The following is a 23686-nucleotide window of genomic DNA, read 5'->3' on the forward strand; positions in this document are numbered from 1 at the left end:
CACCCGCTGCGCAAGCGGGTGCTGAAGAATGCCGCCGCCGAGGCCGACCAGTTCCGCCGCCGCGCCGCGGTCGCGTTCGCGTTCGTGCTGCTGGGCGTGCTCGGGCTGGGCTTCTGGTACTACCGCCTGCAGGTACTGCAGCACGCCGACTACGTCACTCGCTCCGACGCCAACCGCATCAAGCTGCGGCCGGTGGTGCCGGGGCGAGGGCTGATCTACGACCGCAAGGGCCGGATCCTGGCCGACAACGTGCCGGCGTTCCGCATCGACGTGACCCCCAGCGAAGCCGGCAAGACCGAGACCTGGATGCCGTCGCTGGCCAAGCTGATCTCGCTGTCGCCCGAGGACATCCAGCGTTTCGAGAACGAGCGCAAGGCCACGCGCGGCTTCAAGCCGATCACCCTGAAACTGCGCGTGAGCGACGAGGAGGCCGCGCGCTTCTCGGTCGATCGCTGGCGCTATCCGGGCGTGGAGCTGGTGTCCTACCTCAACCGGCGCTATCCCTACGGCGAACTGCTCTCGCACGTGATCGGTTACGTCGGCCGCATCGACACCAAGGACCTGGAAACCATGGCCGAGGGCAACGCGGCCCTCACCCATGTCGGCAAGACCGGCCTGGAGCGCTATTACGAGGAAGCGCTGCGCGGCAAGATCGGCTACGAGAAGATCGAGACCAACGTCGACGGCCGCCCGATGGGCCAGGTCGGGCACGTGCCGGCGCAGCCGGGCGCGGACCTGCGCCTGAGCATCGACCTGGACCTGCAGCGGGCGATGGTGGCCGCGTTCGGCGATTTCGACGGCTCGGCGGTGGCGGTGGATCCGCGCACCGGCGAGGTCCTGGCCATGGTCAGCCTGCCGGGCTACGACACCAACCTGTTCGTCAACGGCATCTCCAGCGTCGACTACCGCGCGCTGATGGACAACCCCTCGCGGCCGATGTTCAACCGCAACGTGCTCGGCGGCGGCCCGCCGGGTTCGACGGTGAAGCCGCTGATCGGCCTGGCCGGCCTGGACAGCGGCCTGCGCACCGCCGAGGACAAGGTGTTCTCGACCGGCGAGTTCCACATCCCGGGTCAGAAGCGCGGCTACCGCGACGCCCACGGCGGCGCGGGCTGGACCGACCTGCGCAAGTCGATCTCGCAGTCAGTGAACTACTACTACTACAAGCTCGCCTACGAGATGGGCATCGCCCGTTTCGAGCAGTACATGCGCAGATACGGCTTCGGCGGGCCGACCGGCATCGACCTGGCCGGCGAGAACAGCGGCGTGGTGCCTTCGGCGACGTGGAAGGCCAAGCGCAGCAAGGAAGGCTGGTATCCGGGCGAGACCGTGATCGCCGGCATCGGCCAGGGCTACTGGGTCGCGACCGCGCTGCAGCTGGTGCGCGGCACCGCCGCGATCGCCAACGGCGGCGACCTGCGCCGCCTGCACCTGGTGCGCGAGCGTCGCGAGGGCTACGAGTCGCCGTGGACGGCGGTCGAACAACCGGCGCCCAGCCGCATCACCGACAACCCCGCCCACCTGCGCGCGGTCCAGGAAGGCATGGTCGGGACCATGCTGCCCGGCGGCACCGGCGCCAGCCTGGTGCGCGGCGCGCCCTACCAGAGCGCGGGCAAGACCGGCACCGCGCAGAAGATCAGCCGCCGCGGCAACGTCAGCATGAACCCGCACTCGCTGCCCTACCACCTGCGCCATCAGGCGCTGTTCGTGGGTTATGCGCCGGCCGACAACCCGACCATCGCGGTCGCGGTGGTGGTCGAGCACGGCGGCTACGGCGCCAGTTCCGCCGGCCCGATCGCGCGCAAGATCTTCGACGCCTGGCTGCTGGGCAAGATGCCCGAGCCCGATCCGGCCGAGCGCAACGCGATCCCGCCGCTGGCCGCGCCGGTCGCCACGACCGCCGCGCAGGCCGCCCTGGCCGCGGCCGAGGACGGCGTGGTCGCCAATACGCCGGCGCTGGTATCGCCGGCGTTCGCGGTCGGCGCGCTGAGCCCGCAGGCGCTGGCCGCCGAGGCGGCCAAGGGCCATGCGAACGCGCCTACGGTGAGCGCGCAGCGCGGCCGGGCGGCGCTCGCTCCCAGCCCCGCGCCGCAAGCGGGCGCAGGGCCGCAGGCGCGCGGTGCCGGGACGGCGGCGCCACCGGCGAACGGCGCCGCGGTTCCGCCGCCGGGTAACGCCGCCGCGCCGTCGCCGCCCGGGAACGCCGCAGCGCCGCCGCCGGAGCCGCGCCGGTGAGGGTGATCCTGCGTTGGTTGTTCGATCTGATCGCGCGCGCGCTGCGCACGGTCGACCTGCCCCTGCTGGGCGCCTTGCTGGCACTGATGGCGATCGGCCTGGCGGTGCTGTACAGCGCCGGCGACCACTCCATGCGCATGGTGCTGGCGCAGGGCTCGCGCTTCGGCGCCGGCCTGGTCGCGATGTGGGCGCTGTCGCGCATGCCGACCTCGCAGCTGCGCAACTGGACCCCGCTGATCTACGGCGCCTCGCTGCTGCCGCTGCTGCTGGTGCTGGTGATCGGCACCGGCAAGCACGGCCGCCACTGGATCGACCTCAAGGTCTTCTATTTCCAGCCCGCCGAGCTGCTCAAGCTGAGCCTGCCGATGATGGTGGCCTGGTACCTCAACCGCCAGGCGCTGCCGCCCAGGTTCTTCTCGGTGCTGGTCGCCGGCGTGGTGATCGCGGTGCCGACCCTGCTGATCCTGCTGCAGCCCGACTTCGGCACCGCGATGCTGGTCGGCATCAGCGGCGCGTTCGCGCTGTACCTGGCCGGACTGCCCTGGTGGTGGTTCGGCGCGGCCTTCGGCGGCGTCGCCGCGATCGCGCCGGTGGCCTGGTTCTGGCTGCTGAGGCCGTACCAGAAGGATCGCATCCTGACCTTCCTCAACCCCGAGTCCGATCCGCTGGGCACGGGCTGGAACATCATCCAGTCCAAGATCGCGATCGGCGCCGGCGGCATGACCGGCAAGGGTTGGCTGCAGGGCTCGCAGTCGCATCTGAACTACCTGCCCGAACACACCACCGACTTCATCTTCGCCGTGCTCAGCGAGGAATTCGGCTGGCTGGGCGTGGCGGTGGTGCTGAGCCTGTACCTGTTCGTGGTCGGGCGCTGCCTGTGGATCGCGGCCGAGGCGCGCGACGGCTATTCGCGCCTGATCGCCGGCGCCTTGGGCCTGGCCTTCTTCGTCTACGTGATCGTCAACGGCGGCATGATCGCCGGCCTGCTGCCGGTGGTCGGCGTGCCCATGCCCCTGCTGAGCTACGGCGGCACCTCGGCGGTCTCGCTGCTGGCCGGCCTGGGCGTGGTGATGGCGGTGCGCGCGCACCGGCCGGTGCATGGCGGGCGCTGAGGGGCGGCGGGAGAGCGGCCAAGACGTAGGGTGTGGTGAGCGCAGCGAACCGCACCATCGCGACGGCGCGGGCCCGATATCCCTTCTCCCCGTTTGCGACAGGAGCTTCCCGAACGGCGGATGAGGGCGGCGGATGCGGTGGAGTTGCGCGCTCGCGGCAGCCCTCACCGCAAGCCGCACCCCGGCCCGATCGCCTGGCGATCGGGCGTTCGGTGCAGCGCGAGCCGATGGCTCGCAAGCGCTGCCCCTCACCCCGCCAGCGGGCGAGGGGCTCCAGAGAGACGCGAGCGCTCCACGACCGCGTGCAGCCCCCAACACCGCTGCCGCCAGCATGGCCCCAATAAGCAACAAAACCTGACTATCGGCCGCGATCTTCACGAATTCACGGTTTTGGCCGCTGTTTTCGCGTGCTACCCTCGCGGCGATGATTCGACGCCCTAATACCGTACGCCGCGCCGCGATTTGCGCGCTCACGCTCGCTCTGGCGGCTTGCGCCACCCAGGCGCCGCCCCCGACCGCCGCCCAGCCGCAGGCGCCCGCGCCGGTCCCGGCCCCGCCGGCGGCCAAGCCCGATCCGCTCGCGCATCTGCCGCCGCCGGTGGTGCCGATGCCGATCGAGCAGGCCCGCGCCGCGTTCGTGCGCGATACCGCGGCCAAGTATTCGATCGATCCGGCCTATATCGAGTCGGTGCTGGCCCGGGCGCAGATCCGCGACAGCATCGTCGCGGCGATGTCGCGCCCGGCCGAGGCCAAGCCCTGGCGCGACTACCGTCCGATCTTCATCACCCAAAAGCGCATCGACGGCGGCCGCGCCTTCCTGGCGCAGCACCGCGAGCGACTGGCGCGGGTCGAGGCGCAGACCGGCGTGCCGGCCGAGGTCATCGTCGCCATCCTCGGCGTCGAGACCAGCTTCGGCGGCAACACCGGCAGCTATCCGGTGATCGACGCGCTGTACACGCTGGCGTTCGCCTATCCGCGCACCGGCGATCCGGCCAAGGCCGAGCGCGAGAACCGCCGCGAGGCCTTCTTCCGCGACGAGCTCGGCCAGCTGTTCGCGATGGGCAAGGAAACCGGGCTCGACATCGCCACCCTGACCGGCAGCTACGCCGGCGCGATGGGCTGGGGCCAGTTCATGCCGTCCAGCTACCGCCAGTACGCGGTCGACGGCAACGGCGACGGCAGGAAGGACCTGTTCACCGATCTCGACGACGTGTTCGCCTCGGTCGCCAACTACTTCGTCAAGAAGGGCGGCTGGGTGCGCGGCGGCCCGATCGTGGTGCGCGCCAATCGCGACGCCAACGCCCTGGACTTCAAGCCCGACAACCTGGATCCGATCATTCCGCTCAGCGACCTGGCCGCGCGCGGCTACCGTCCGCTGGGCGCGGTCGCGCCGACCGAAACGGCGACCCTGTTGAATCTGGAAGGCGTCGCCGGGCCGGAGTATTGGCTGGGCTTCCGTAACTTCTATGCGATCACCCGTTACAACATCTCCGCCCACTACGCGATGGCGGTGTACCAGTTGTCGGAGGCGATCGCCGGACGGGAGAATCCCTTGGCCGCGAACAGCAACGGACAGCCTCCGGCATGAAGCGGCTGATCGCCGCGATCCTGCCCCTGGCCCTGGTGGCCTGCGCTAGCGCCCCCAGGAAACCCGCTTCCCAGTCGGTCGCCTTGCCCGACCGCGACGGCGTCCACCGCGCCGGCCTGCCGGGTTCCGGCGGGCGCAAGAAATCGCCTTACGCCGCGGCCCAGGAAGATCCGCGCACGCGCGGCAACTACACCGCCGGCGGCCTGTACAAGCCCGGCGTCAGCGACAGCACGCCGGACCACGTGCCCGACGTGGACGCGATACCGGAACCCGAGATCGTCGCCGAGCCGCGCTCGCGCTTCGGCAACCGCTCGCCCTACACCGTGCTGGGCAAGACCTACCGCGTGCTCGACAGCCACGACGACTACGTCGAGACCGGCACCGCGTCCTACTACGGCCAGAAATTCCACGGCCGCCGCACCTCCAACCTGGAGGTGTACGACATGTACGCCTTCACCGCCGCCCACAAGTCGCTGCCGCTGCCGAGCTTCGCGCGCGTGACCAACCTGGACAACGGCAAATCGGTGACGGTGCGCGTCAACGACCGCGGCCCCTTCCACGACGGCCGCGTGATCGATCTCAGCTACGCCGCCGCGGTCAAGCTGGGCATCACCCAGCGCGGCACCGGCCGGGTCGAGGTGCGCGCGCTGCATCCGGGCGAGGCGCCGCCGCCGGTGTACGCCAACGCCGCCAACAATCCGCCGCCGGTCGCCGCCGCCAAGCCCGCCGCGCCCAGCGCGATGGACCGGTTGGTGTCGGCGATGCCGGTCGCCAGCGCCAATGCGGGCGAACTGCCGCCGGGCGCGCGCATCGCCACCGGCAAGCCGGCCAAGCCCGTCGGCCAAGCCGCCCAACCGACCGCCGCCGTCGCGACCGCCGCCACGGCGGTCAAGCCGGGCGGCGACTACCGTTTCGACATGATGCAGAACGGCAAGACCATGAGCGCCGACGAGTTCGAGCTGTGGATGAAGTCGCGCCAGGTCCGCGTCGCCACCGGCAAGGCGGTGCGTATCGAGAGTGCGCCGCCGCGCAAGCTCAGCCGCGCCGAGCGCCGCGCCCTGGAGAAACGCCAGAAGGCCGAGGCGGTCGCCGCCGCCGCGCTGCCGGCGCCGCCCAAGGCGCCGCCGCCGCCGAGCCCGGCCAAGGCCGCGACCGTGGTCGCCGCCGCGATCGAGCGCAACGAGGTGCCGCGCGGCGAAGACGTGACCTTGCAGGTCGCCAGCTTCAGCGCGCGCAGCAACGCCGACCGCGCCCTGGGCATGCTCAAGAGCGCGGGCATCGACGAGGCCCGTTTGCTCGACGGCAACGCCAACGGTCAGAAGGTCTGGCGCCTGCGCGTGGGTCCGCTGCAGGCCGCCGCCGCGCCGGAACTTGCCGCGCGCATCGTCGGTCTGGGCTTCGGACAACCGCAGCGCGTGCGCGACTGAGCGCGCCAGGAGTTACACCTCGCTCCGGCCTGTCCGGAGCGGCGCGGGACAGGACGTCCCGCCGTCGATCGCGGCCCGGGACGGCCGCATCGAACGCAGGGGCAGGGCGCAGGCCCGGCCCCGCCGATCTGGAGCGCCCCGGACGGGCGATTCCAGCGCAGAATTCCCAGCCCAGGCCGGCACGAGACCGGCTGCCCGGAGTAGTTGAACGATGAAAGCCCGCTTCACCCCTCGCGCCGCCGCGCTCGCCGCGTTCGTCGCGGCCTGCCTGGTCACCTCGACCGCCGGCCTGGTCTTCGCGCAGTCGCCCGTCCCGAAGCCCGCCGCGGCCCTGCCGCCGGCCAGCGATTCGCTGCCCGTGCCGCCGCCGCCGGCGATCAAGGCCAGCGCCTGGGTGCTGATGGACGCCGCCAGCGGCAACGTGCTCGCCGGCGAGAACATCGACACCCGGGTCGAGCCGGCCAGCATCACCAAGGTCATGACCAGCTACGTGATCGCCGCCGAGCTCAAGGGCGGCAAGATCAAGGACAGCGACCAGGTGATGATGACCGAGAACGCCTGGCGCAAGGGCGGCGCGGCCACCGACGGCAGCTACTCCGGCTTCGAGGTCAACAAGACCGCGCCGCTGATCGACATGGAAAAGGGCATGGTGGTGCAGTCCGGCAACGACGCCGCGATCGCCCTGGCCGAGCACGTCGCCGGCAGCGAGGACGCCTTCGCCGCGCTGATGAACCAGTACGCCGCGCGCATCGGCATGAAGAACACGCACTTCATGAACCCGCACGGCCTGTCGCAGGAAAACCATTACTCGACCGCGCGCGACCTGGCCCTGCTCGGCCGCGCGCTGATCCACGACTTCCCGGTCGCGTACTCGTACAACAAGATCAAGGAACTCAAGGTCGGCCCGATCCTGCAGTCCAACCGCAACCGCCTGCTGTGGCGCGACCCCTCGGTCGACGGCATCAAGACCGGCCACCACTCCGGCGCCGGTTACTGCCTGATGGGTTCGGCCCTGCGCGGCGACCAGCGCCTGATCTCGGTGGTGATGGGCTCGACCTCGGACGACCAGCGTACCGTCGACAGCCAGGCGCTGTTGAACTGGGGTTTCCGTTTTTACGAAACCCACCGCCTCTACGATGCCGGCAAGTCCATCGCCAAGCAGAAGGTCTGGAAGGGCAGCGCCGACGAAGCCCAGCTCGGCGTCGCCGAGCCGCTGCTGGTGACCGTGCCGCGCGGCAAGTACGCCCAGCTCAAGCCCAGCATGGACGTCAGCAAGACCCTGGTCGCCCCGATCAAGAAGGGCCAGGCCGTGGGCACCGTCAAGGTGGTGCTGGACAGCAAGGTCATCGCCCAGCGCCCGCTGGTCGCGCTCAACGCGGTCGAAGAGGGCGGCTTCTTCAAGCGCCTGTGGGACGAGTTCTGGATGTGGTGGGAGTCGGAGTGAGCGACCGCATCGCAGCGTGATGAAAGGGCCGGCGCAAGCCGGCCTTTTCGTTGCTGCGCTCAGCCGCTTCCTGTGGGAGCGGCGTGAGCCGCGATCGCAACCCCATCGTCGCGATGAGGCTGCGGATCCGGGTCGCCGTCGCCCGGCATTTCCCGCTGCAGCCGCTCCCGCCAACGCCGCTTCTCGATCCGGCGCACATTCGGCTCCCCGGACAGCCGATCGAGGTAGCGCATCAGCCACAGCAGCTCGTCGTCGCCGGCGTTGGCGCCCAGATACTCCTCCACGCACACCAAGTTGCCGTAGTTGTAGGCATGCTTGGATGGTGTGTCGTCCACGGCGATGACCTGCTCCAGGCGATAGCCGCGGCGCTTGAGCTTCTTCAGTGGTTTGCGGTTGAGGTATTCGCCGGTGGTCCAGTCGCGCGTGATCGAGCAGCGCTCGCTCGCCCAGACGAAATGCAGCGATTGGGCCGGGAACAGTTCGGCCACGATCGCGTCGGCGTAGCGTCGCCCGGACGAGGTCCATACGCCCACCTCGAAGCGGCCCAGGGCGTAGTCGATGAACTCGGCCAGATGCGGGCGACGGTAGACGTGATAACCGCAGGCGCGGAAATCCGCGGCGCGATCGAGTTCGACTTCGCTGGCATGGATCAGCGTTTCGTCGAGGTCGAGCACGAGCAGATGGCGTGGCGGCATGGTCTTGGCACGCCCGTGCGGCGAGCGCGATGGAGGAGCATGCGTTCGAGCCTAGCTCAGACTCGGCACGCGCGTCGATCCGCAGTCAACCTAGGATGCGGTGAGCGCAGCGAACCGCATCCTACGGCCGAGCCATGATCCGGCTCCGCATCCTACGGCCGCGCAACGATCCGGCAGCGGCATCGGCGTGCGACCGCCTAGATCCGAAGAAAATACGGAATCGCCGCCAGCGTCGTCCCGATCAGCGCCATCGCCCAGTTGTTGGAGACGAAGTAGGGAAAGACCATCAGGCCCAGCCCGCACAGCAAGGGCACCGGCGCGCCCTGGCGTTTGCCGTAGATGAAATAACCCAGCCCGATCGAGCCGAACAGCAGTCCCCACCACAGCGATGCGATATTCATTTCTGCGGCCTCCGCGGACCGGCGCGTCCGATTTGACTGGCGCAGCCCGCGTAAGTTCGGGTGAACGCCCCGAATTCGAGCCTAGCAAGGCCCCGCGTTGACGGCGGCTCGCGGCGTGGCAGGCGTTGCGCCGTCCATCCCTCGTCGTCGCGGCCGGGACGCTCCAACACCCACGGAGTGACCTTGTCCTTGTGGCCGCGATGGCCGATGCCACGCGCAGGCGGTGGAACTTGCCGTGCCTGAGCAGCGGAGGCCCATTCAAAGCCGCTGGTAGTCGGCGACGTAGCGATTCAGCGCAAGCGGCAGCGGCACGACCAACGCGGACCCGATCAAGCCGAGCACGGTACCGATATTCAGCGGTTCCTGGCCAGGGGCGAATACCAGCAGGGACTGCAGCCCGAGCACGAGCACCAGCAGCATCAGGCTCAGCACCAGATAGACCTGCCACAGCCAGCAGGGCCCGGTGCGCCGTGCGCGGATGTAGCCGTACAGGCCCGCCAGGCCACAGGTCAGCCACAGGGGAGCGATCAGTTGGCCCACGCGGGCGGGCCAGGGCGGAACGCCGGCCGTCGCCCATGCGTACGCAGTCTTGCCCAAGAAAAACGACAACAACAAAGCCAGCGCCGCGAAGTAGAGCCACCATGCGGTGCTGGGGCGCCTGGCGGCGTCGGCCGTCAGCACGGCGCTGCGCGGGGCCGCATAGGCCGCGGCGATCGGGTCGGTGGGGGCGTCCATGGGCGTTCCGGCGATTGGCATCCAGCCTAGCAGTCGCGAATCCGCGGCCGCCGTCGTTTCACCGCAGGAACGCTGCGGCCGGGCGCTCGGCTTGGGTTCGGCGGCCCCGGGACCCATAATTCGCGCATGGACATCCAATCCGACAACCCCGACCACGGCTTCCAGTTTCCCGGCACCTTCGAGCTCAGCGCCATGGGCACGGCCGAGGCCGGGCTGGAGCGCGAACTGCCGCGCCTGCTGATGGACGCCGGCATCGAGGTCGAAGCCGAAACCATCCAGTGGAAGCACTCCAGCAGCGGCAAATACGTCTCGGTGCGGATCAGCTTCCGCGCGGCCGACCGCGCCCAGTACGACCTGGCCCACCAGGTGCTGCGCGACCACCCGGAAGTGAAGTGGACGCTGTAATCGACGCCGTGGCGGCGGTGCTGGGCGGCGATCGCGGCCCGCCGGCCGCGCAACTGCGCGACCTGGGCCGCCAGCCTTACGAGCCGGTCTGGCGCGCGATGCAGGCCTTCACCGACGCCCGCGACGCCGACACCCCCGACGAACTGTGGCTGGTCGAGCACGAGCCGGTGTTCACCCTGGGCCAGGCCGGCAAGGACGAGCACGTGCTGATGCCGGGCGAGATCCCGGTGATCCACGTCGACCGCGGCGGCCAGGTCACCTACCACGGCCCCGGCCAGATCGTGCTGTACCCGCTGCTGGACCTGCGCCGGCTCAAGGTGGGCGTGCGCGAGTACGTGGACCGGATCGAGCAGGCGGTGATCGACACCCTGGCCGAGTGGAACATCGAGGGCGCCCGCAAGGACGGCGCGCCGGGCGTCTACGTGGCCGGGGCCAAGGTCATGGCGCTGGGCATCCGGGTCCGGCGCGGCTGCACCTTCCACGGCCTGGCCTTCAATATCGCCATGGACCTGTCGCCTTACCAGCGCATCAATCCCTGCGGTTACCAGGGGCTGCAGGTGACCTCGGTGGTAGACTTGGGCGGCCCGTCCGGGCTGGACGCGGTCAAGCCGGTGCTGGTGGATCACTTGGCCCGGCAGTTCGGCCTGACGGTGGAAACCGCCGAGCCGTTGAGCTTCTGATTTTCCCGCTCCCGCTTGCGGGAGCGGTGCCCGAAGGGCGGATGAGGGCGCGCGACTCCGCCAGCCGCCGCGATCGTCGCGGTCCCGCCCTCGCCTCAGCCCTCTTTCGCACTTGGGAAGAGGGGGCTAAACGACAAGAGTTAACGCAGCGCCATGACCGATCCCGCCTCCAAGACCATCCCGCTCACCGTCGTCGGCGGTGGCGCGTCCGACGCGCCGGCGGTGCTGCAGTCCACCACCATGACCCCGGGCGCCAAGCAACTGGGCGGCGACAAGATCCAGCGCTCGCCGGTGCAGTTCGTCGACGCGCCGGTGCTGCGCAAGCCGTCCTGGATCCGCGTGCGCATCCCCTCGGGCAATTCGGTCGCCCAGCTCAAGGCCAAGCTGCGCGAGAACCGCCTGGTCACGGTCTGCGAAGAGGCCAGCTGCCCGAACATCCACGAGTGCTTCAGCCACGGCACCGCGACCTTCATGATCCTGGGCGAGGTCTGCACCCGGCGCTGCTCGTTCTGCGACGTCGCCCACGGCCGCCCCAAGCCGCCGGACGCGAGCGAGCCGGCCAATCTGGCCCGCACCGTCGCCGACATGGGCCTGAAGTACGTGGTCATCACCAGCGTCGACCGCGACGACCTGCGCGACGGCGGCGCCCAGCACTTCGTCGACTGCATCGCGGCGGTCCGTAGCGAAAGCCCGCGCACCAAGATCGAGATCCTCACGCCCGACTTCCGCGGCAAGGGCCGCATGGAGCGCGCGCTGGAGATCCTCAATACCAATCCGCCGGACGTGTTCAACCACAACGTCGAGACCGTGCCGGACCTGTACGCCAACGTCCGCCCGGGCGCCGACTACCAGTGGTCGCTGACCCTGCTGCAGAAGTTCAAGGCCCAGCACCCGGAGGTCGCGACCAAGTCCGGCATCATGCTGGGCCTGGGCGAGACCATGGAGCAGGTCCAGGCGACCCTGCGCGACCTGCGCGCGCACGACGTCGACATGATCACCATCGGCCAATACCTGCAGCCGACCCCGCATCACCACCCGGTGCTGCGCTACTGGACCCCGGACGAGTTCAAGGAGCTCGAGCTCTACGGCATGGCGCTGGGCTTCACCCACGTCGCCTCCGGCCCGCTGGTGCGCTCGTCCTACCACGCCGACCGCCAGGCCATCGAAGCCGGCTTCGCCGCCGCCTGAGGGCGTCCCGGGCCGGCCTCAGGCCGCCCGGATCGGCCGCCCCTGCCGTAGCCTCCCCATGGCCCTTCCAGGCAGGGTCTGCCTGCCTGTCGTCCAGCGCGGGGCCGCCCCGGTGTGCCGCGATAACGCCCGGCTAACGCCCCTCTAACGCCCGGCGCCGCGAATCTGAACGCCATCCGCGCCCGGATGCCGGAAATCGTTACCGCCGCGCGTGACAGCCGCGGCAACTTTCGGCACTGTGGTCTTGTCCAATCCCGCTACATCCTCGACGCCTAGGCCAAGCTCGGCCATGAAGACCCCTGCGATGACCGCCAAGACCACTCTGTTCGCCTTCATGCTGACCGCCCCGCTCGCGCTGCTCGCGCGTGCCGATGCGGGCGGCGCCCCGAACGCGCTGACCAACGCGCCGACCGCCGACCAGGCCACCGCCGCCAAGCTCGTCTACGGCGTGTTGTCCGACAGTCGCTACGCCTACCGTCCGCGCGCGCTCGACGACGCGCTGTCGGCGGACATGCACAAGCGCTATCTGGAATCGCTGGACGCGGGCAAGCAGTACTTCACCGCCCAGGACATCGCCAAGTTCGACGCCTACAAGACCAAGCTCGACGACGCCATCCGCGGCGGCGACCTGAGCCCGGCTTACGCGATCTTCGCCACCTTCAAGCAGCGCGTCGACGAACGCGTGAACTACGCGCGGGCGCTGCTCAAGCAGGACATCTTCAGCTTCGACGGCAACGACCGCTTCGAGTTCGATCGCGAAAAGGCGCCGTGGGCCGCCGATACCGCCGCGCTGGACACGCTGTGGCGGCAGTCGGTGCGCAACGACTGGCTGCGCCTGAAGCTGGCCGGCAAGAAGCCCGAGGACATCCGCAAGACCCTGGACAAGCGTTACCAGAATCTCGCCAAGGGCTTTTCCGAGCTCAAGAGCGAAGACGTGTTCCAGACCTTCGTCAACAGCTACGCCAACGCGATCGATCCGCACACCGACTACTTCACGCCCAAGTCGGCCGACAACTTCAACATGACCATGTCGTTGTCGCTGGAAGGCATCGGCGCGGTGCTGCAGAAGCAGGACGACGTGGTCGCGATCCGCGAGATCGTGCCCGGCGGCCCGGCCGGCAACTCCGGCAAGATCAAGGCCGGCGACCGCGTGGTCGCGGTCGGCCAGGGCGACAGCGGCGCAATGGAAGACGTGATCGGCTGGCGCATCGACGACGTGGTCGCCAAGATCCGCGGCGCCAAGGGCACCAAGGTGCGCCTGGACGTGATCCCGGCCGAAGCCGGCCTGGACAGCAAGCCCAACCGCCTGGTGCTGGTGCGCGACAAGGTGCGCCTGGAAGACCAGGCCGCCAAGTCCGAGATCATCACCATCCCGGCCAAGGACGGCGCGCCGGCCAAGCGCATCGGCGTGATCAAGCTGCCCGGCTTCTATCAGGACTTCGAAGGCCGCCGCAAGAACAACGCCGACTACGCCTCGGCCACCCGCGACGTCAGCAAGCTGCTGACCAAGCTGCGCGCCGACAAGATCGACGGCGTGGTGCTGGACCTGCGTTACAACGGCGGCGGTTCGCTGGACGAAGCCATCGAACTCACCGGCCTGTTCATCGACCGCGGCCCGGTGGTGCAGGTGCGCCAGTCCGGCGGCCGCATCGAGGTCAACGGCGACGACGATTCCGGCATCGCCTGGGAAGGTCCGCTGGCGGTGCTGATCAACCGCGGTTCGGCCTCGGCCTCGGAGATCTTCGCCGGCGCGATCCAGGACTACGGCCGCGGCCTGGTCATCGGCGAGACCACCTTCGGCAAGGGCACCGTGCAGAACATGCTCGACCTGGACCGCTGGCCGGCCAACGAAGGCCCGCGCTTCGGTCAGGTCAAGCTGACCATCGCCCAGTTCTTCCGCGTCAGCGGCGGTTCGACCCAGAACAAGGGCGTGGTGCCCGATCTGTCGTTCCCGGCTTCGGTCGACGCCAGCGAGTACGGCGAGAGCACCTACGACAACGCGCTGCCCTGGACCAAGATCGCCGCGGTGCCGCACGTGCGCTACGGCAACTTCGCGCCGCTGCTGCCCAAACTGTCGGCCCTGCACGACAGCCGCGTCGCCAGCGACAAGGAATTCCAGTGGTGGTCGCAGGACGTGACCGAGTTCCGCGAGGAGCGCGCCAAGAAGTCGATCACGCTCAACGAGGCCGAGCGCCGCGCCGAGCGCGATCGCGACGACAGCAAGCGCAAGCAGCGCCAGGCCGAGCGCAAGACCATGGGCCTGGATCTGGATCCGCTGGCCGACGACAACGGCGACGACGGCCTGCAGTCCAGCGAGCGCAACCTGGCCCAGGAAGTGGCGCGCGAGAAGGCCGCCGAAAAGCGTCCGGATCCGCTGTTGCGCGAATCGGCCTCGATCCTGGCCGACGCGGTGCGCCTGCTCAACGACGACCGTCAGCTGTCGGCGCAGGTGCTGCCGACCGCGAACAAGCCGGGGCACTGGGCCGACTGAGGCCCGCCGCGACGGCGATACCGGCGAAGGCGCGCTCCGCAAGGGCGCGCCTTCGTCGTTTCCGGCCCGGTCTCGGGCCTTCCCAGGGCATGCGCGCCGCCGGAACCCGCGCTGACGCGGGCGCGGGCAGGGTGCAAGAATCGGATATCGCGCCCGTGCCGGCGGCCGTACCCTGCAGGCCATGAACGCCATGACCCCCCTCCGCGATCTCACTCCCGCCGACAAACTCGACCACGCCCGCGCCCTGCTCGACGCCGGCGAGCCGAGCTTGCACGAGCTGGCCGCCGCGGTCGGCCTCAGCGCCTCGCATCTGCAGCGCCGGTTCACGGCGCGGTTCGGGATCAGTCCGGCCGAGTATCTGGCCCAGCGCAAGCTGGGCACCCTGAAATCCGCGCTACGCGAAGGCAGCGACGTCAGCGCCGCGCTCTACGACGCCGGCTACGGCTCGCCCTCGCGCGTGTACGAGGGCGGCGCGGCGCGCCTGGGCATGACGCCCGCGCGCTACCGCGCCGGCGGCGCCGGCGAGCAGATCCGCTGGAGCCTGGCGCGCACCGCGCTGGGCACGGCCCTGGTCGCGACCACCGAACGCGGCGTGTGCATGGTGGAACTGGGCGACGATGCCGCCGCGCTGGAGGCCAAGCTGCGCGCCGAGTTTCCGCAGGCCCAGCTCGAGCGCGTCGACGCCGGCCGCGACGAGTTCCTGGCGCCGCGCCTGCGCGCGGTCGCCGACACCCTCGGCGGCCAGGCCCAGGCGGTGCCGGTGGACCTGCTCGGTACGGCCTTCCAGAAGAAGGTCTGGGACGCGCTGATGAAGATCCCGGCCGGGCAGACCCGCAGCTACGCGCAGGTCGCCGAGTCGATCGGCGCGCCGGGCAGCGCGCGCGCGGTCGCGCGCGCCTGCGCCGGCAACCGGGTCGCGGTGGTGGTGCCCTGCCACCGCGTGGTGCGCGGCGACGGTTCCCTGGGCGGCTACCGCTGGGGCCTGCCGCTGAAGGAAAAACTGCTGCAGCGCGAGCGTGCGGCGTAGCCGGACTTGCGCGGGCAGGGCGATCGCGGCTCACGCCGCTCCCACAGGGAGCAAGTACGACGCGTCTAACCCAGCTTGGGCCTTCTGTGGGAGCGGCGTGAGCCGCGATCGCGTCACGCGCTCGCCGCCGCAGACACCGCAACTGGTAGCCACCCGGCTACCGCGTCCTGCGCATCCCCAGCCTACTTGCGCCTGCGCGTCGCCTTCGGCGCATCCCGAGTCGGCAGCTCCAGACCATGCTTGACCACGTCGAACACCAGATGGGTTTCGTAACGCCGGATATTGCCCTCGTCCAGGAACAGCCGGTCGGCGACCTGGCGGCAATGGGCGACGCCGGTGGTGGCCAGGATCACCAGGTAGTCCCACTGCCCGGCGAGCACATAGCACTGCTGCACCTCGGGCGCGGCGCGCATGCGCGCGTAGAACGCGGCGTGGCGGCTGGCCGACTCGCGTTCCATCGTCACCCATACCGCCGCCAGCGTGCTGCCCAGGGCGATCGGGTCCAGCAGCGCGACCTGGCGCAGCAGACCGTGCTTGCGATAGCGGGTGAGGCGGCGCTGCACCGCACTGGGCGACAGCCCGATCGCGTCGCCCAGCGCGGTCAGCGTGGCCGCGGCGTCGCGCTGCAGCAGCGCCAACAGCTTGTGGTCGAGTTCGTCCAGCGCGAGGGGGGTGCGGGCCATGCAAAAATTTTGCGTCCAGGCGGGCGAATTTTCAATCGCCTGTCCTGCCGCCCCGATACGCTGATCGGATCAAATTCTTGATGAGCCGCATGCCGCGCCTCGCCCCCACCGCTCCCCCTGTCCGCGCCGGCGCCGAGCGCTACGGCCTGCGCGCGGCCCTGCCCGCGGACATCGCCGCCATCCACGCGCTGATCCGCGAGCACGGCCCCAGTCCCTGGAACTACCTCGCCGAACCCGCGCTGTCCGATCACCTGCGCCTGATCGGCAACGGTGTGGATGCGGTGCTGGCCAGTGCGGACGATGCATTGGTCGCGGTAGCGACTTACGCCGACAGCGACGACTTCGCCTGCTACCAGAGCGCCGGCCGCGAGCGCGCGCGCCATGGCCACATCGGCGAGGTGGTCGTGCATCGCGACCATCGCGGCGCCGGCCTCGGCGCGCGTTTGCTGCACGAGGCGATGGCGCAGTTGCGCGGGCGCGGCCTGCGCGAGTGCTATGCCGAGCGACACGAAGAGAACGCGGGCTCGGCTGGCATGATGCGCAAAGCCGGCTTCCTCGTCGTCGACACCTTCCACGACCCGGTGCGGCGCCAGGTCGGCAGCTGCCGCACCGCGGTCTGCGTGCATCGATCCGCCTGACACCGCCGATCTCCCCTTCCTCCCCCCACGGAACCCCAGCCGCATGAGCGCCGCCTCACCCACCGCAGCAAGACTGGCCCCCGGCGCGATCGCGGTCGCATTCGCTCTGGCCTCGGTCTACATCCTGTGGGGCTCGACCTACCTCGCCATCCGTTTCGCGCTCGAAAGCTACCCGCCCTTCATCCTGGGCGCGCTGCGCATGTTCACCGCCGGCGCCCTGATGTACGCCGTGCTGCGCTGGCGCGGCACCGCGCCGCCGACGCGCAAGCAATGGCGCACCCTGTGGCTGCTGTCGATCTGGATGGTGCTGCTGTCCAACGGCCTAGTGAACCTGGCCGAGACCGAGGTCGGCTCCGGCCTGGCCGCGATCGCGGTGGCCTCGATGCCGTTGTTCGCCGGCGTGTTCGCGATGCTGCGCGGCCGCCACCCGTCGAAGATCGAATGGGTCGGGCTTGTGATCGGTTTCCTGGGCGTGATCTGGCTAAACGCCGGCAGCGCCTTGTCGGGTTCCACGCTCGGGCTGGTGTGCCTGATCATCGCGCCGATCGCCTGGGCCTGGGGCTCGATCTGGAGCCGCGACCAGGACCTGCCGTCGCCGTTCATGGCCGCCAGCGCGCAGATGCTGACCGGCAGCGTGTGGATGCTGGGCGCGGCCGCGATCACCGGCGAGCGCATGAGCGCGATGCCCAGCGCCAGCGCCACCGGCGCCTTGTTGTACCTGGTGGTGGCCGGCTCGATCTTCGGTTTCACCGCCTACATCTGGCTGCTGCACCACGTGCGCCCGGCGCTGGCGACCAGCTACGCCTACGTCAATCCGCCGATCGCGGTGCTGTTCGGCGCCCTGCTCGCGGGCGAGCGCTTCAGCTCGCACGACCTGGGCGCGATGGCGGTGATCCTGGTGGGCGTGGTCATCATTACCCTGGCCAAGGCGCGCGCGGCGCGTGCGCCGGCTCCCGCGCCGACGAACGAGCCGCCGGCATGACCCCGGCGCAGGCGGAAGGACGGCGCGGGCTGTGGATCGCCGCCGCGTCGTTCGTGCTGTGGGGACTGATGCCGCTGTACTGGCATCTGCTCAAGGCGGTGCCGTCGCTGCAGATCGTCGGCCACCGCATCGTCTGGAGCGCGGTGATGGTCGCGGCCTGGCTGTCATGGAAGCAGGGTGGGGCCTGGCTGCGCGGCGTGTGGGCGCAGCCGCGCAAGGCGGCGATGCTGGCGCTCAGCGGCGTGCTGATCGCGTTCAACTGGGGCCTGTACATCTGGGCGGTCAACGCCGGCCACGTGATCGAGACCAGCCTGGGCTATTTCATCAATCCGCTGGTCAACGTGGTGCTGGGCGTGGCCCTGCTGCACGAACGCATGAACCGCGTGCAATGGCTGTCGGTGGCGATGGCGGCGGCCGGCGTGGGCTGGCTGACCTGGCAATACGGGCAGGCGCCGTGGATCGCGATCGGGCTGGCGCTGTCGTTCGCCGCCTACGGGCTGATCCGCAAACTGGTTGCGGTGGAAGCCGTGACCGGCCTGGGCATCGAAAGCGTCTACCTGTTCCTGCCCGCGCTGGGCGTGCTGCTGTGGGGCGAAAGCCACGGCCAGGGCGGTTTTTTCGACGGCTGGGGCTTGGGGCTGGGCCTGCTGTTGATTCTGGCTGGCGCGTTGACCGCCTTGCCGCTGATCGGCTTCGCCTACGCGGTGCGGCGGGTGCCGCTGTCGGTGGTCGGCCTGATGCAGTACATCGCGCCGACCCTGCAGTTCCTGATCGGCGTGCTGGTGCTGCACGAACCCTTCGACCGCTCGCGCCTGATCGGCTTCGTGTTCATCTGGATCGGCCTGCTGATCTTCGCCGCCGAGGGTGTGTGGCGTACGCGCCGGCAGGCGGTACCAGCCGCCGCTTGAGCCCGCTGCCTTGGGTAGGAGCGGCGTAAGCCGCGACGGCGAACCCGCAGCCGCGGCGAAAGTCGCAACGCAGGTCGAACGCCGGGTCGCGGCTTACGCCGCTCCTACGCCAAGGCACGCATGGATGCCCCAAAACGAACGAGGCGCCGCGAACGGCGCCTCGTCGATCCTGCGTGTTGCGATCCGCGCTCAGGCCGCGCGCAGCGCCGTGGTCACCGGCAGGCGCGCCGCGCGCAGGGCCGGGAACAGGCCGCCGACCAGGCCGATGCCCAGCGCCCATTTCAGGCCGCTCCACAGCAGTTCGGGCGAGACCTTGAACTGGAACACCACCTGGCTGAAATTGCTGCCCAGCGTCGAGACCTGGTAGCCGTTGAACACCAGCCAGGCCAGGGCCGCGCCTAGCAGGCCGCCCATCAGCGCCAGCAGCATGGTCTCCAGCATCACCGCGATCACCACCGGTACGCCGCGGAAACCGAGCGCACGCAGGGTCGCGATCTCTCGCGCGCGGCCGGCGACGGCCGCGTACATGGTGTTGAGCGCGCCGAACACCGCGCCGATCGCCATGATGGCGCCGATCACCGTGCCCAGGACTTTGATCAGCTTGGTCAGCCCTTCGGACTGCTTGGCGTAGTAGTCGTGGGTGGTCTGCACGTCCAGTTTCAGGCGCGGATCGGCGGCCAGCGCGCCCTTGAGCTGCTTGAAGCCGTCCTTGCCGGCCAGTTTCACGGTCACCGACTGGAACGCGCTGCGCTGATAGGTCGAGGCCAGCACTTCGCCGTCCGCCCACAGCTCGGAGTCGTGCGAATCGCCGGCGGCGAAGATGCCGACCACGGTCCAGTTCTGATTGGCCAGCTCGATCTGCTTGCCCACCTCCAGGCCGCGGAACTGCTTGGCCGCGCCCTGGCCGGCGATCAGTTCGCGCAGGCCCGCGCCGAACTTGCGGCCCTTCACGATCTTGACGTTGGGCCGCAGCGACCAGGCTTCGGCGCCGACGCCGCGCAGCTGCGCGTTGGCGTCGCTGCCGTCGCTGACGGTGGGCAGATTGATCACCTGCGACAGCTCCGGCGAGACCTGGGCGCGGCCGTTGCCGTCCTTGGCGATGCCTGCCAGGGACGAGATCAGCGGCACCTGGTCGCGGGTGATGACCGAGTTGGTCTCGGCCTGCGAGCCGCCGCGCAGGATGATCGCGGTATCGTCGCTGCCGGTCTGCTTGAGGGTGTTCTGGAAGCCTTCGCCCATCGCCAGCATCGCCACCAGCACGCCGACCACGCCGGCGATGCCGATCACGATCACTGAGGACGCGCCCCAGCGCTGCGGCAGGCTGGAGATGCCCACGCCGGCCACCGCCAGGGTCTGCTGGCCGCGCTTGCTCAGGAACAGCCACAGCAACAAGGCCGCGACGATGCCGAGCACGGCGTACCAGGGCAGGAACACCCACACGGCCAGGCCGACGATCAGCAGGACCACGATTGCGAAATTGATCAGGTATTTCATCGCGATCTCTCCTTAGCGGCCGGCCAATGCATCGACGATCTTCAAGCGCATGCCGCGCAGCGCCGGCATCAAGCCGACCGCTATGCCGATCGCGATCATCAGCCCCACGCCGAACAGCCAGGTCTGCGGCAACACGGTCGGCAGCTGGATGATGCCGCCGCTGGCCGCGCTCACGCCCGGCATCAGCAGCGCGGCGATGCCCAGCCCGAGGGTGCCGCCGATCACGATCAGCAGGATCGATTCGGTCAGCACCAACGCCAGCACGCTGCGGTCGCTGAAGCCGATGGTCTTGAGCACCGCCAGTTCCGGAATGCGCTCGCGCACGGCCTGGGCCATGGTGTTGCCGGTCAGCAGCAGCAGGGTGAAGAACACCGCGCCCATGATCGCGGTGACGATCAGGCCGATGTCGGCGAACTGCTTGGCGAAGGACTGGTTGAAGGCCTGCTCGGTCTGGGTCTTGGTCTCGTGGTCGGAATTCTCCGACAGCGCGTCGATGCCCTTGGCCACGCGGGTGGCCTGGTTCACATCGGCCAGCTTGACCATGTACCAGCCGACCTGGCTCTTCACGTAGTCGTTGGACTCGTCGAAGTATTTCCAGTGGAACAGCAACTGATTCTCTTCGCCCTTGCGCTTGGAGTCCTTGATCTCGAAGATCGCGCGCAGCTTCAAGGGCCAGTCGTTGCTGCCCTTGGTCGGGAAGATCGTGGCCTGCAGCGGGATGGTGTCGCCGACCTTCCAGCCGTGGCGCTTGGCCAGCGAGGCGCCGACGATCGCGCCCTGGCGATCGGCCTGCCAGGCTTTGACCTGGTCGGCCGGAACGACGTACTCCGGATACAGCTCCAGATAGTCCGGGCTGACCGAGAAGTTCGGGAAGAAGTTCTTCGGGTCCTGGTAGATGCCGCCGAACCAGGCCGCGTAGGCGACCTTCTTCACGCCCGGCTGCGACTCGATCTGGCTGAGCAGGTTGTAGGGCAGCATCTGGGTGATCGACAGCCGCGAGGCCACGACCAGGCGATCGGCGCCGGCGACGCTGCCGCCGGAATTGAAGGCGACGCGGACCGAGTCGAGCATGCCGAACAGCAGGAACGCCGCCACCACCGACAACAGGGTCAGCAGGGTGCGGGTCTTGCTTCGGAACAATGCGGCCCAGATCAGGTGCAGGTATTTCATGTCTGCTTTCCTTTAGGTGTTTCCTTCCCCACGCGGGAGAAGCGGCTCGAGGAGCGGATGAGAATCCGGGTCGGGGTGCGGGCCGCGCCTGTGCGCTGGCCGTCGCCCCGCTGCCTCTCCCGCGGGAGAGGGCGTGCGGATCTCAGTGCGCGCCGCCGTTGGCCGCGAGCGTGCCCTTGTCGAGATGGATCGTGCGGCGCGCGTGATCGGCCGCCTTGGGATCGTGGGTGACCATGACGATGGTCTTGCCGTGGTCGCGGTTGAGCGACTGCAGCAGGGCCAGGATCTCCTCGGCCGACTGGCGGTCCAGATCGCCGGTGGGCTCGTCGCAGATCAGCAGGGTCGGGTCGGACACGATCGCGCGCGCGATCGCCACGCGCTGCTGCTGGCCGCCGGAAAGCTCGTTCGGGCGGTGCTTGCCGCGCTCGGCCAGGCCGACCAGCTGCAGCGCGATCTCGGCGTTGCGCTTGCGCTGGGCGGCGTTGAGCTTGGTCAGCAGCAGCGGCAGCTCGACGTTCTTCTGCGCGGTCAGGGTCGGCATCAGGTTGTAGAACTGGAACACGAAGCCGACGTGGTTGCTGCGCCACTGCGAGAGCTGGCCGGCGCTCATGCGGTCGATGCGCTGGTTCTCGATCTCGATCTCGCCGTCGCTGGGGTTGTCCAGGCCGCCGATCAGATTGAGCAGGGTGGTCTTGCCCGAGCCCGACGGGCCCATCAGCGCGACGAAATCGCCCTTGGGGATGTCGAGGTTGATGCCATGCAGCACTTCGACCTTCTCGGGGCCGCGCTGATAGGTCTTCTTGAGGTTGCGGATCGAAACCAGCGTATCCATCTTGGACTTCCTCGCAATTGTGAAACCGGAATCGGGAGTCGGGATTGGGGATTCGCAAAGGCGGTATCGGCTTCAACCAATCCCGAATCCCGACTCTCGAATCCCGGCTTTAAACCTTATTCGCTGCTGGGGGCGGATTCGTCACCGGCCGACTCGCCGGCCACGCGCACGCGCGCGCCGTCTTTCAAGCCCTCGGGCGGGTCCAGCACGACGGTTTCGCCGCCGGACACGCCCTGGGTGACCTCGCGATCGTCGCCGAGGCTGCGTCCGATCTTGAGGGCGCGCTGGCGGACCCGGTCTTCTTCGACGACGAAGGCGACATCGGCGCCTTCGCGCTTCACGATCGCGGCCGCCGGCACCAGCACGCCGGGCTTGGGCCGATCGGCGGCGACCGGCTTGGCCGCTTCCAGGAAGCTCACCCGCACGCCCATGTCGGGCACGATGCGCGGGTCCTTGACCTTCAGCGCGATGCGCACCTTGACCGTGGCCTTGCCGCGGTCGGCGGCCGGAATGATCGCGATCACTTCGGCCGGGATCTTCCAATCCTGATAGGCGTTGAGCGTGGCCTCGACCGGCATCTTCGGTTGCACGCGGCCGATGAAGGCCTCGCCGACGTCGACTTCGACTTCCAGCGAGTCCATGTCGACGATGGTGCCGATGCCGGTGCGGGTGAAACCGCCGCCGGCCGACAGCGGCGACACGATCTCGCCCGGCTGCGCGGCCTTGGCGGTGACCACGCCGGCGAACGGCGCGCGCACCACGGTGTTGTCCACGCCCAGGTCGGCGATGCGCAGGCGGCCGCCGGCGACCTTGGCGTTGCGCTGCGCGGTCAGCAACTGCGCGCGCAGCGAATCGCGCTCGGCCACGGCCTGGTCGTACTGCGCGCGCGACACCAGCTGCTGCTTGACCAGGGCGGACAGGCGGTTGGCGTTGATTTCGGCTTCCTTGAGCTGGGCCTGCACGCGCACGGTGTCGCTCTGCGCGGCGCCGAGTTGGGCGTCGGCCAGCGAGCGTTCGGCGTCGGCGTCGATCGGGTCCAGCGTGGCCATGATCTGGCCGGCTTCGACGCGCTGGCCTTCCTCGATCAGGACCTCGCGCACCTTGCCGGTGATCTTGGCCGAGACCGTAGCCATGCGCCGCGCGACCACATAGCCGGTGGCGTCCAGCACCGAGGCGCTGCCGCCGCCGTTGCCGACCGCGACCGCGGTGGCGGTTTTGACTTCGGGCGCCGCGTTGCGGCCGAACACCGCCCAACCCGCGACGCCGAGGACCGCGATCAGGCCGACCGCGCCCAGCGCGATCCACAAGCCGCGACCCGGCCCGGACGCCGGTGGCGGCGCGCTCCGGTCTATGCGTAGTTCCTTTAACAGATCAGCCGAAGCATTCATATGCGGACACTAGACGCGAAACAGCGGCTAGTGTGACCGCAGCATGCTGGATGTGCCAACCTGCCGGAAGTCAGTTTCTGTCAGCAGTCCGAGCCGGCGCGCGCCTGCGTAACATCTTGTTACAACGGCGCTTGCGGTGCCCGGCGAGCCCGGGGGCGAGCCG

Annotated in this window: 21 protein-coding genes and 1 pseudogene; 13 read left to right on the forward strand and 9 right to left on the reverse strand. The window is 69.5% G+C overall.

Annotated features, from left to right (window positions below):
- Positions 1 to 6 precede the first annotated feature (6 nt).
- The 5 genes from mrdA to V1318_RS05405 all read left to right on the forward strand — a co-directional run bounded on the left by mrdA (position 7) and on the right by V1318_RS05405 (position 7806).
- Positions 7 to 2235: a penicillin-binding protein 2 gene (gene mrdA / locus V1318_RS05385; RefSeq protein WP_332939002.1), complete on the forward strand. Its 2229-nt coding sequence runs from the start codon at positions 7 to 9 to the stop codon at positions 2233 to 2235.
- On the forward strand, positions 2232 to 3347 hold the full coding sequence (rodA, locus tag V1318_RS05390; RefSeq protein WP_332938415.1) for a rod shape-determining protein RodA: 1116 nt from the start codon (positions 2232 to 2234) through the stop codon (positions 3345 to 3347). Before mrdA ends, rodA begins: the two co-directional genes overlap by 4 nt.
- A 424-nt stretch (positions 3348 to 3771) precedes the next feature.
- Positions 3772 to 4935 (forward strand): lytic murein transglycosylase B, encoded by a 1164-nt coding sequence (mltB, locus tag V1318_RS05395; protein ID WP_332938416.1) that lies wholly within the window; start codon positions 3772 to 3774, stop codon positions 4933 to 4935.
- On the forward strand, positions 4932 to 6362 hold the full coding sequence (locus V1318_RS05400; protein WP_332938417.1) for a septal ring lytic transglycosylase RlpA family protein: 1431 nt from the start codon (positions 4932 to 4934) through the stop codon (positions 6360 to 6362). Before mltB ends, V1318_RS05400 begins: the two co-directional genes overlap by 4 nt.
- 211 nt (positions 6363 to 6573) lie before the next feature.
- Complete coding sequence (locus V1318_RS05405) at positions 6574 to 7806, forward strand: D-alanyl-D-alanine carboxypeptidase family protein (protein WP_332938418.1); 1233 nt, start codon at positions 6574 to 6576, stop codon at positions 7804 to 7806.
- Between the two features lie 59 nt (positions 7807 to 7865).
- Here the strand turns inward: V1318_RS05405 and V1318_RS05410 are convergent, their stop codons facing one another.
- The 4 genes and pseudogenes from V1318_RS05410 to V1318_RS05425 all read right to left on the reverse strand — a co-directional run bounded on the left by V1318_RS05410 (position 7866) and on the right by V1318_RS05425 (position 9637).
- The gene (locus V1318_RS05410; protein WP_332938419.1) at positions 7866 to 8501 is read right to left on the reverse strand and encodes an HAD family hydrolase; all 636 of its coding nucleotides are present in this window, start codon (positions 8499 to 8501) and stop codon (positions 7866 to 7868) included.
- 197 nt (positions 8502 to 8698) lie between these two features.
- Positions 8699 to 8902, reverse strand: coding sequence for a hypothetical protein (locus tag V1318_RS05415; RefSeq protein WP_332938420.1), 204 nt, complete (start codon positions 8900 to 8902; stop codon positions 8699 to 8701).
- Between the two features lie 140 nt (positions 8903 to 9042).
- Positions 9043 to 9149, reverse strand: a pseudogene (locus V1318_RS05420) (aminoacyl-tRNA hydrolase); the annotation flags it as partial.
- Between the two features lie 11 nt (positions 9150 to 9160).
- On the reverse strand, positions 9161 to 9637 hold the full coding sequence (locus V1318_RS05425) for a hypothetical protein (RefSeq protein ID WP_332938421.1): 477 nt from the start codon (positions 9635 to 9637) through the stop codon (positions 9161 to 9163).
- A gap of 126 nt (positions 9638 to 9763) precedes the next feature.
- On the opposite strand from V1318_RS05425, the gene V1318_RS05430 reads away from it, so the two are divergent.
- The 5 genes from V1318_RS05430 to V1318_RS05450 all read left to right on the forward strand — a co-directional run bounded on the left by V1318_RS05430 (position 9764) and on the right by V1318_RS05450 (position 15428).
- Positions 9764 to 10042: a DUF493 family protein gene (locus tag V1318_RS05430; RefSeq protein WP_332938422.1), complete on the forward strand. Its 279-nt coding sequence runs from the start codon at positions 9764 to 9766 to the stop codon at positions 10040 to 10042.
- Complete coding sequence (gene lipB, locus V1318_RS05435; protein ID WP_332939003.1) at positions 10042 to 10722, forward strand: lipoyl(octanoyl) transferase LipB; 681 nt, start codon at positions 10042 to 10044, stop codon at positions 10720 to 10722. Before V1318_RS05430 ends, lipB begins: the two co-directional genes overlap by 1 nt.
- A gap of 153 nt (positions 10723 to 10875) precedes the next feature.
- Positions 10876 to 11910, forward strand: coding sequence for a lipoyl synthase (gene lipA / locus V1318_RS05440; protein ID WP_332938424.1), 1035 nt, complete (start codon positions 10876 to 10878; stop codon positions 11908 to 11910).
- A gap of 304 nt (positions 11911 to 12214) precedes the next feature.
- Positions 12215 to 14401 carry a carboxy terminal-processing peptidase gene (locus V1318_RS05445; protein WP_332939004.1) on the forward strand — a complete coding sequence of 729 codons (2187 nt, stop codon included), beginning with the start codon at positions 12215 to 12217 and terminating at the stop codon, positions 14399 to 14401.
- Positions 14402 to 14591: 190 nt separating this feature from the next.
- Positions 14592 to 15428, forward strand: coding sequence for a methylated-DNA--[protein]-cysteine S-methyltransferase (locus V1318_RS05450; RefSeq protein ID WP_332938426.1), 837 nt, complete (start codon positions 14592 to 14594; stop codon positions 15426 to 15428).
- Between the two features lie 182 nt (positions 15429 to 15610).
- On the opposite strand, the gene V1318_RS05455 is transcribed toward V1318_RS05450, so the two are convergent.
- Positions 15611 to 16111: an Lrp/AsnC family transcriptional regulator gene (locus V1318_RS05455; RefSeq protein WP_332938427.1), complete on the reverse strand. Its 501-nt coding sequence runs from the start codon at positions 16109 to 16111 to the stop codon at positions 15611 to 15613.
- 80 nt (positions 16112 to 16191) lie between these two features.
- Here V1318_RS05455 and V1318_RS05460 point away from each other — a divergent pair, with 80 nt between their 5' ends.
- Genes V1318_RS05460 through rarD form a run of 3 tightly spaced genes read left to right on the forward strand, consistent with a single transcriptional unit; the run spans position 16192 to position 18639 of the window.
- Positions 16192 to 16749 carry a GNAT family N-acetyltransferase gene (locus V1318_RS05460; protein ID WP_332938429.1) on the forward strand — a complete coding sequence of 186 codons (558 nt, stop codon included), beginning with the start codon at positions 16192 to 16194 and terminating at the stop codon, positions 16747 to 16749.
- Between the two features lie 43 nt (positions 16750 to 16792).
- Complete coding sequence (gene yedA / locus V1318_RS05465) at positions 16793 to 17731, forward strand: drug/metabolite exporter YedA (RefSeq protein ID WP_332938431.1); 939 nt, start codon at positions 16793 to 16795, stop codon at positions 17729 to 17731.
- Positions 17728 to 18639 carry an EamA family transporter RarD gene (gene rarD, locus V1318_RS05470; RefSeq protein ID WP_332938433.1) on the forward strand — a complete coding sequence of 304 codons (912 nt, stop codon included), beginning with the start codon at positions 17728 to 17730 and terminating at the stop codon, positions 18637 to 18639. The genes yedA and rarD overlap by 4 nt, the downstream gene beginning before the upstream one ends.
- Before the next feature lie 189 nt (positions 18640 to 18828).
- On the opposite strand, the gene V1318_RS05475 is transcribed toward rarD, so the two are convergent.
- From V1318_RS05475 to V1318_RS05490, 4 genes are all read right to left on the reverse strand, one after another.
- Positions 18829 to 20133, reverse strand: coding sequence for an ABC transporter permease (locus tag V1318_RS05475; protein ID WP_332938435.1), 1305 nt, complete (start codon positions 20131 to 20133; stop codon positions 18829 to 18831).
- Positions 20134 to 20145: 12 nt separating this feature from the next.
- A complete protein-coding gene (locus tag V1318_RS05480) occupies positions 20146 to 21303 on the reverse strand; it encodes an FtsX-like permease family protein (protein WP_332938437.1) in 1158 nt (385 codons plus the stop codon).
- A 142-nt stretch (positions 21304 to 21445) separates the two neighbouring features.
- Positions 21446 to 22135, reverse strand: a complete 690-nt coding sequence (locus V1318_RS05485) for an ABC transporter ATP-binding protein (RefSeq protein WP_332938439.1) — start codon at positions 22133 to 22135, stop codon at positions 21446 to 21448.
- Positions 22136 to 22251: 116 nt separating this feature from the next.
- Complete coding sequence (locus V1318_RS05490) at positions 22252 to 23523, reverse strand: efflux RND transporter periplasmic adaptor subunit (protein ID WP_332938441.1); 1272 nt, start codon at positions 23521 to 23523, stop codon at positions 22252 to 22254.
- Positions 23524 to 23686: the final 163 nt, after the last annotated feature.

The sequence above is a fragment of the Lysobacter sp. CCNWLW3 genome (assembly GCF_036697405.1).
Classification (GTDB): Bacteria; Pseudomonadota; Gammaproteobacteria; order Xanthomonadales; family Xanthomonadaceae; genus Lysobacter.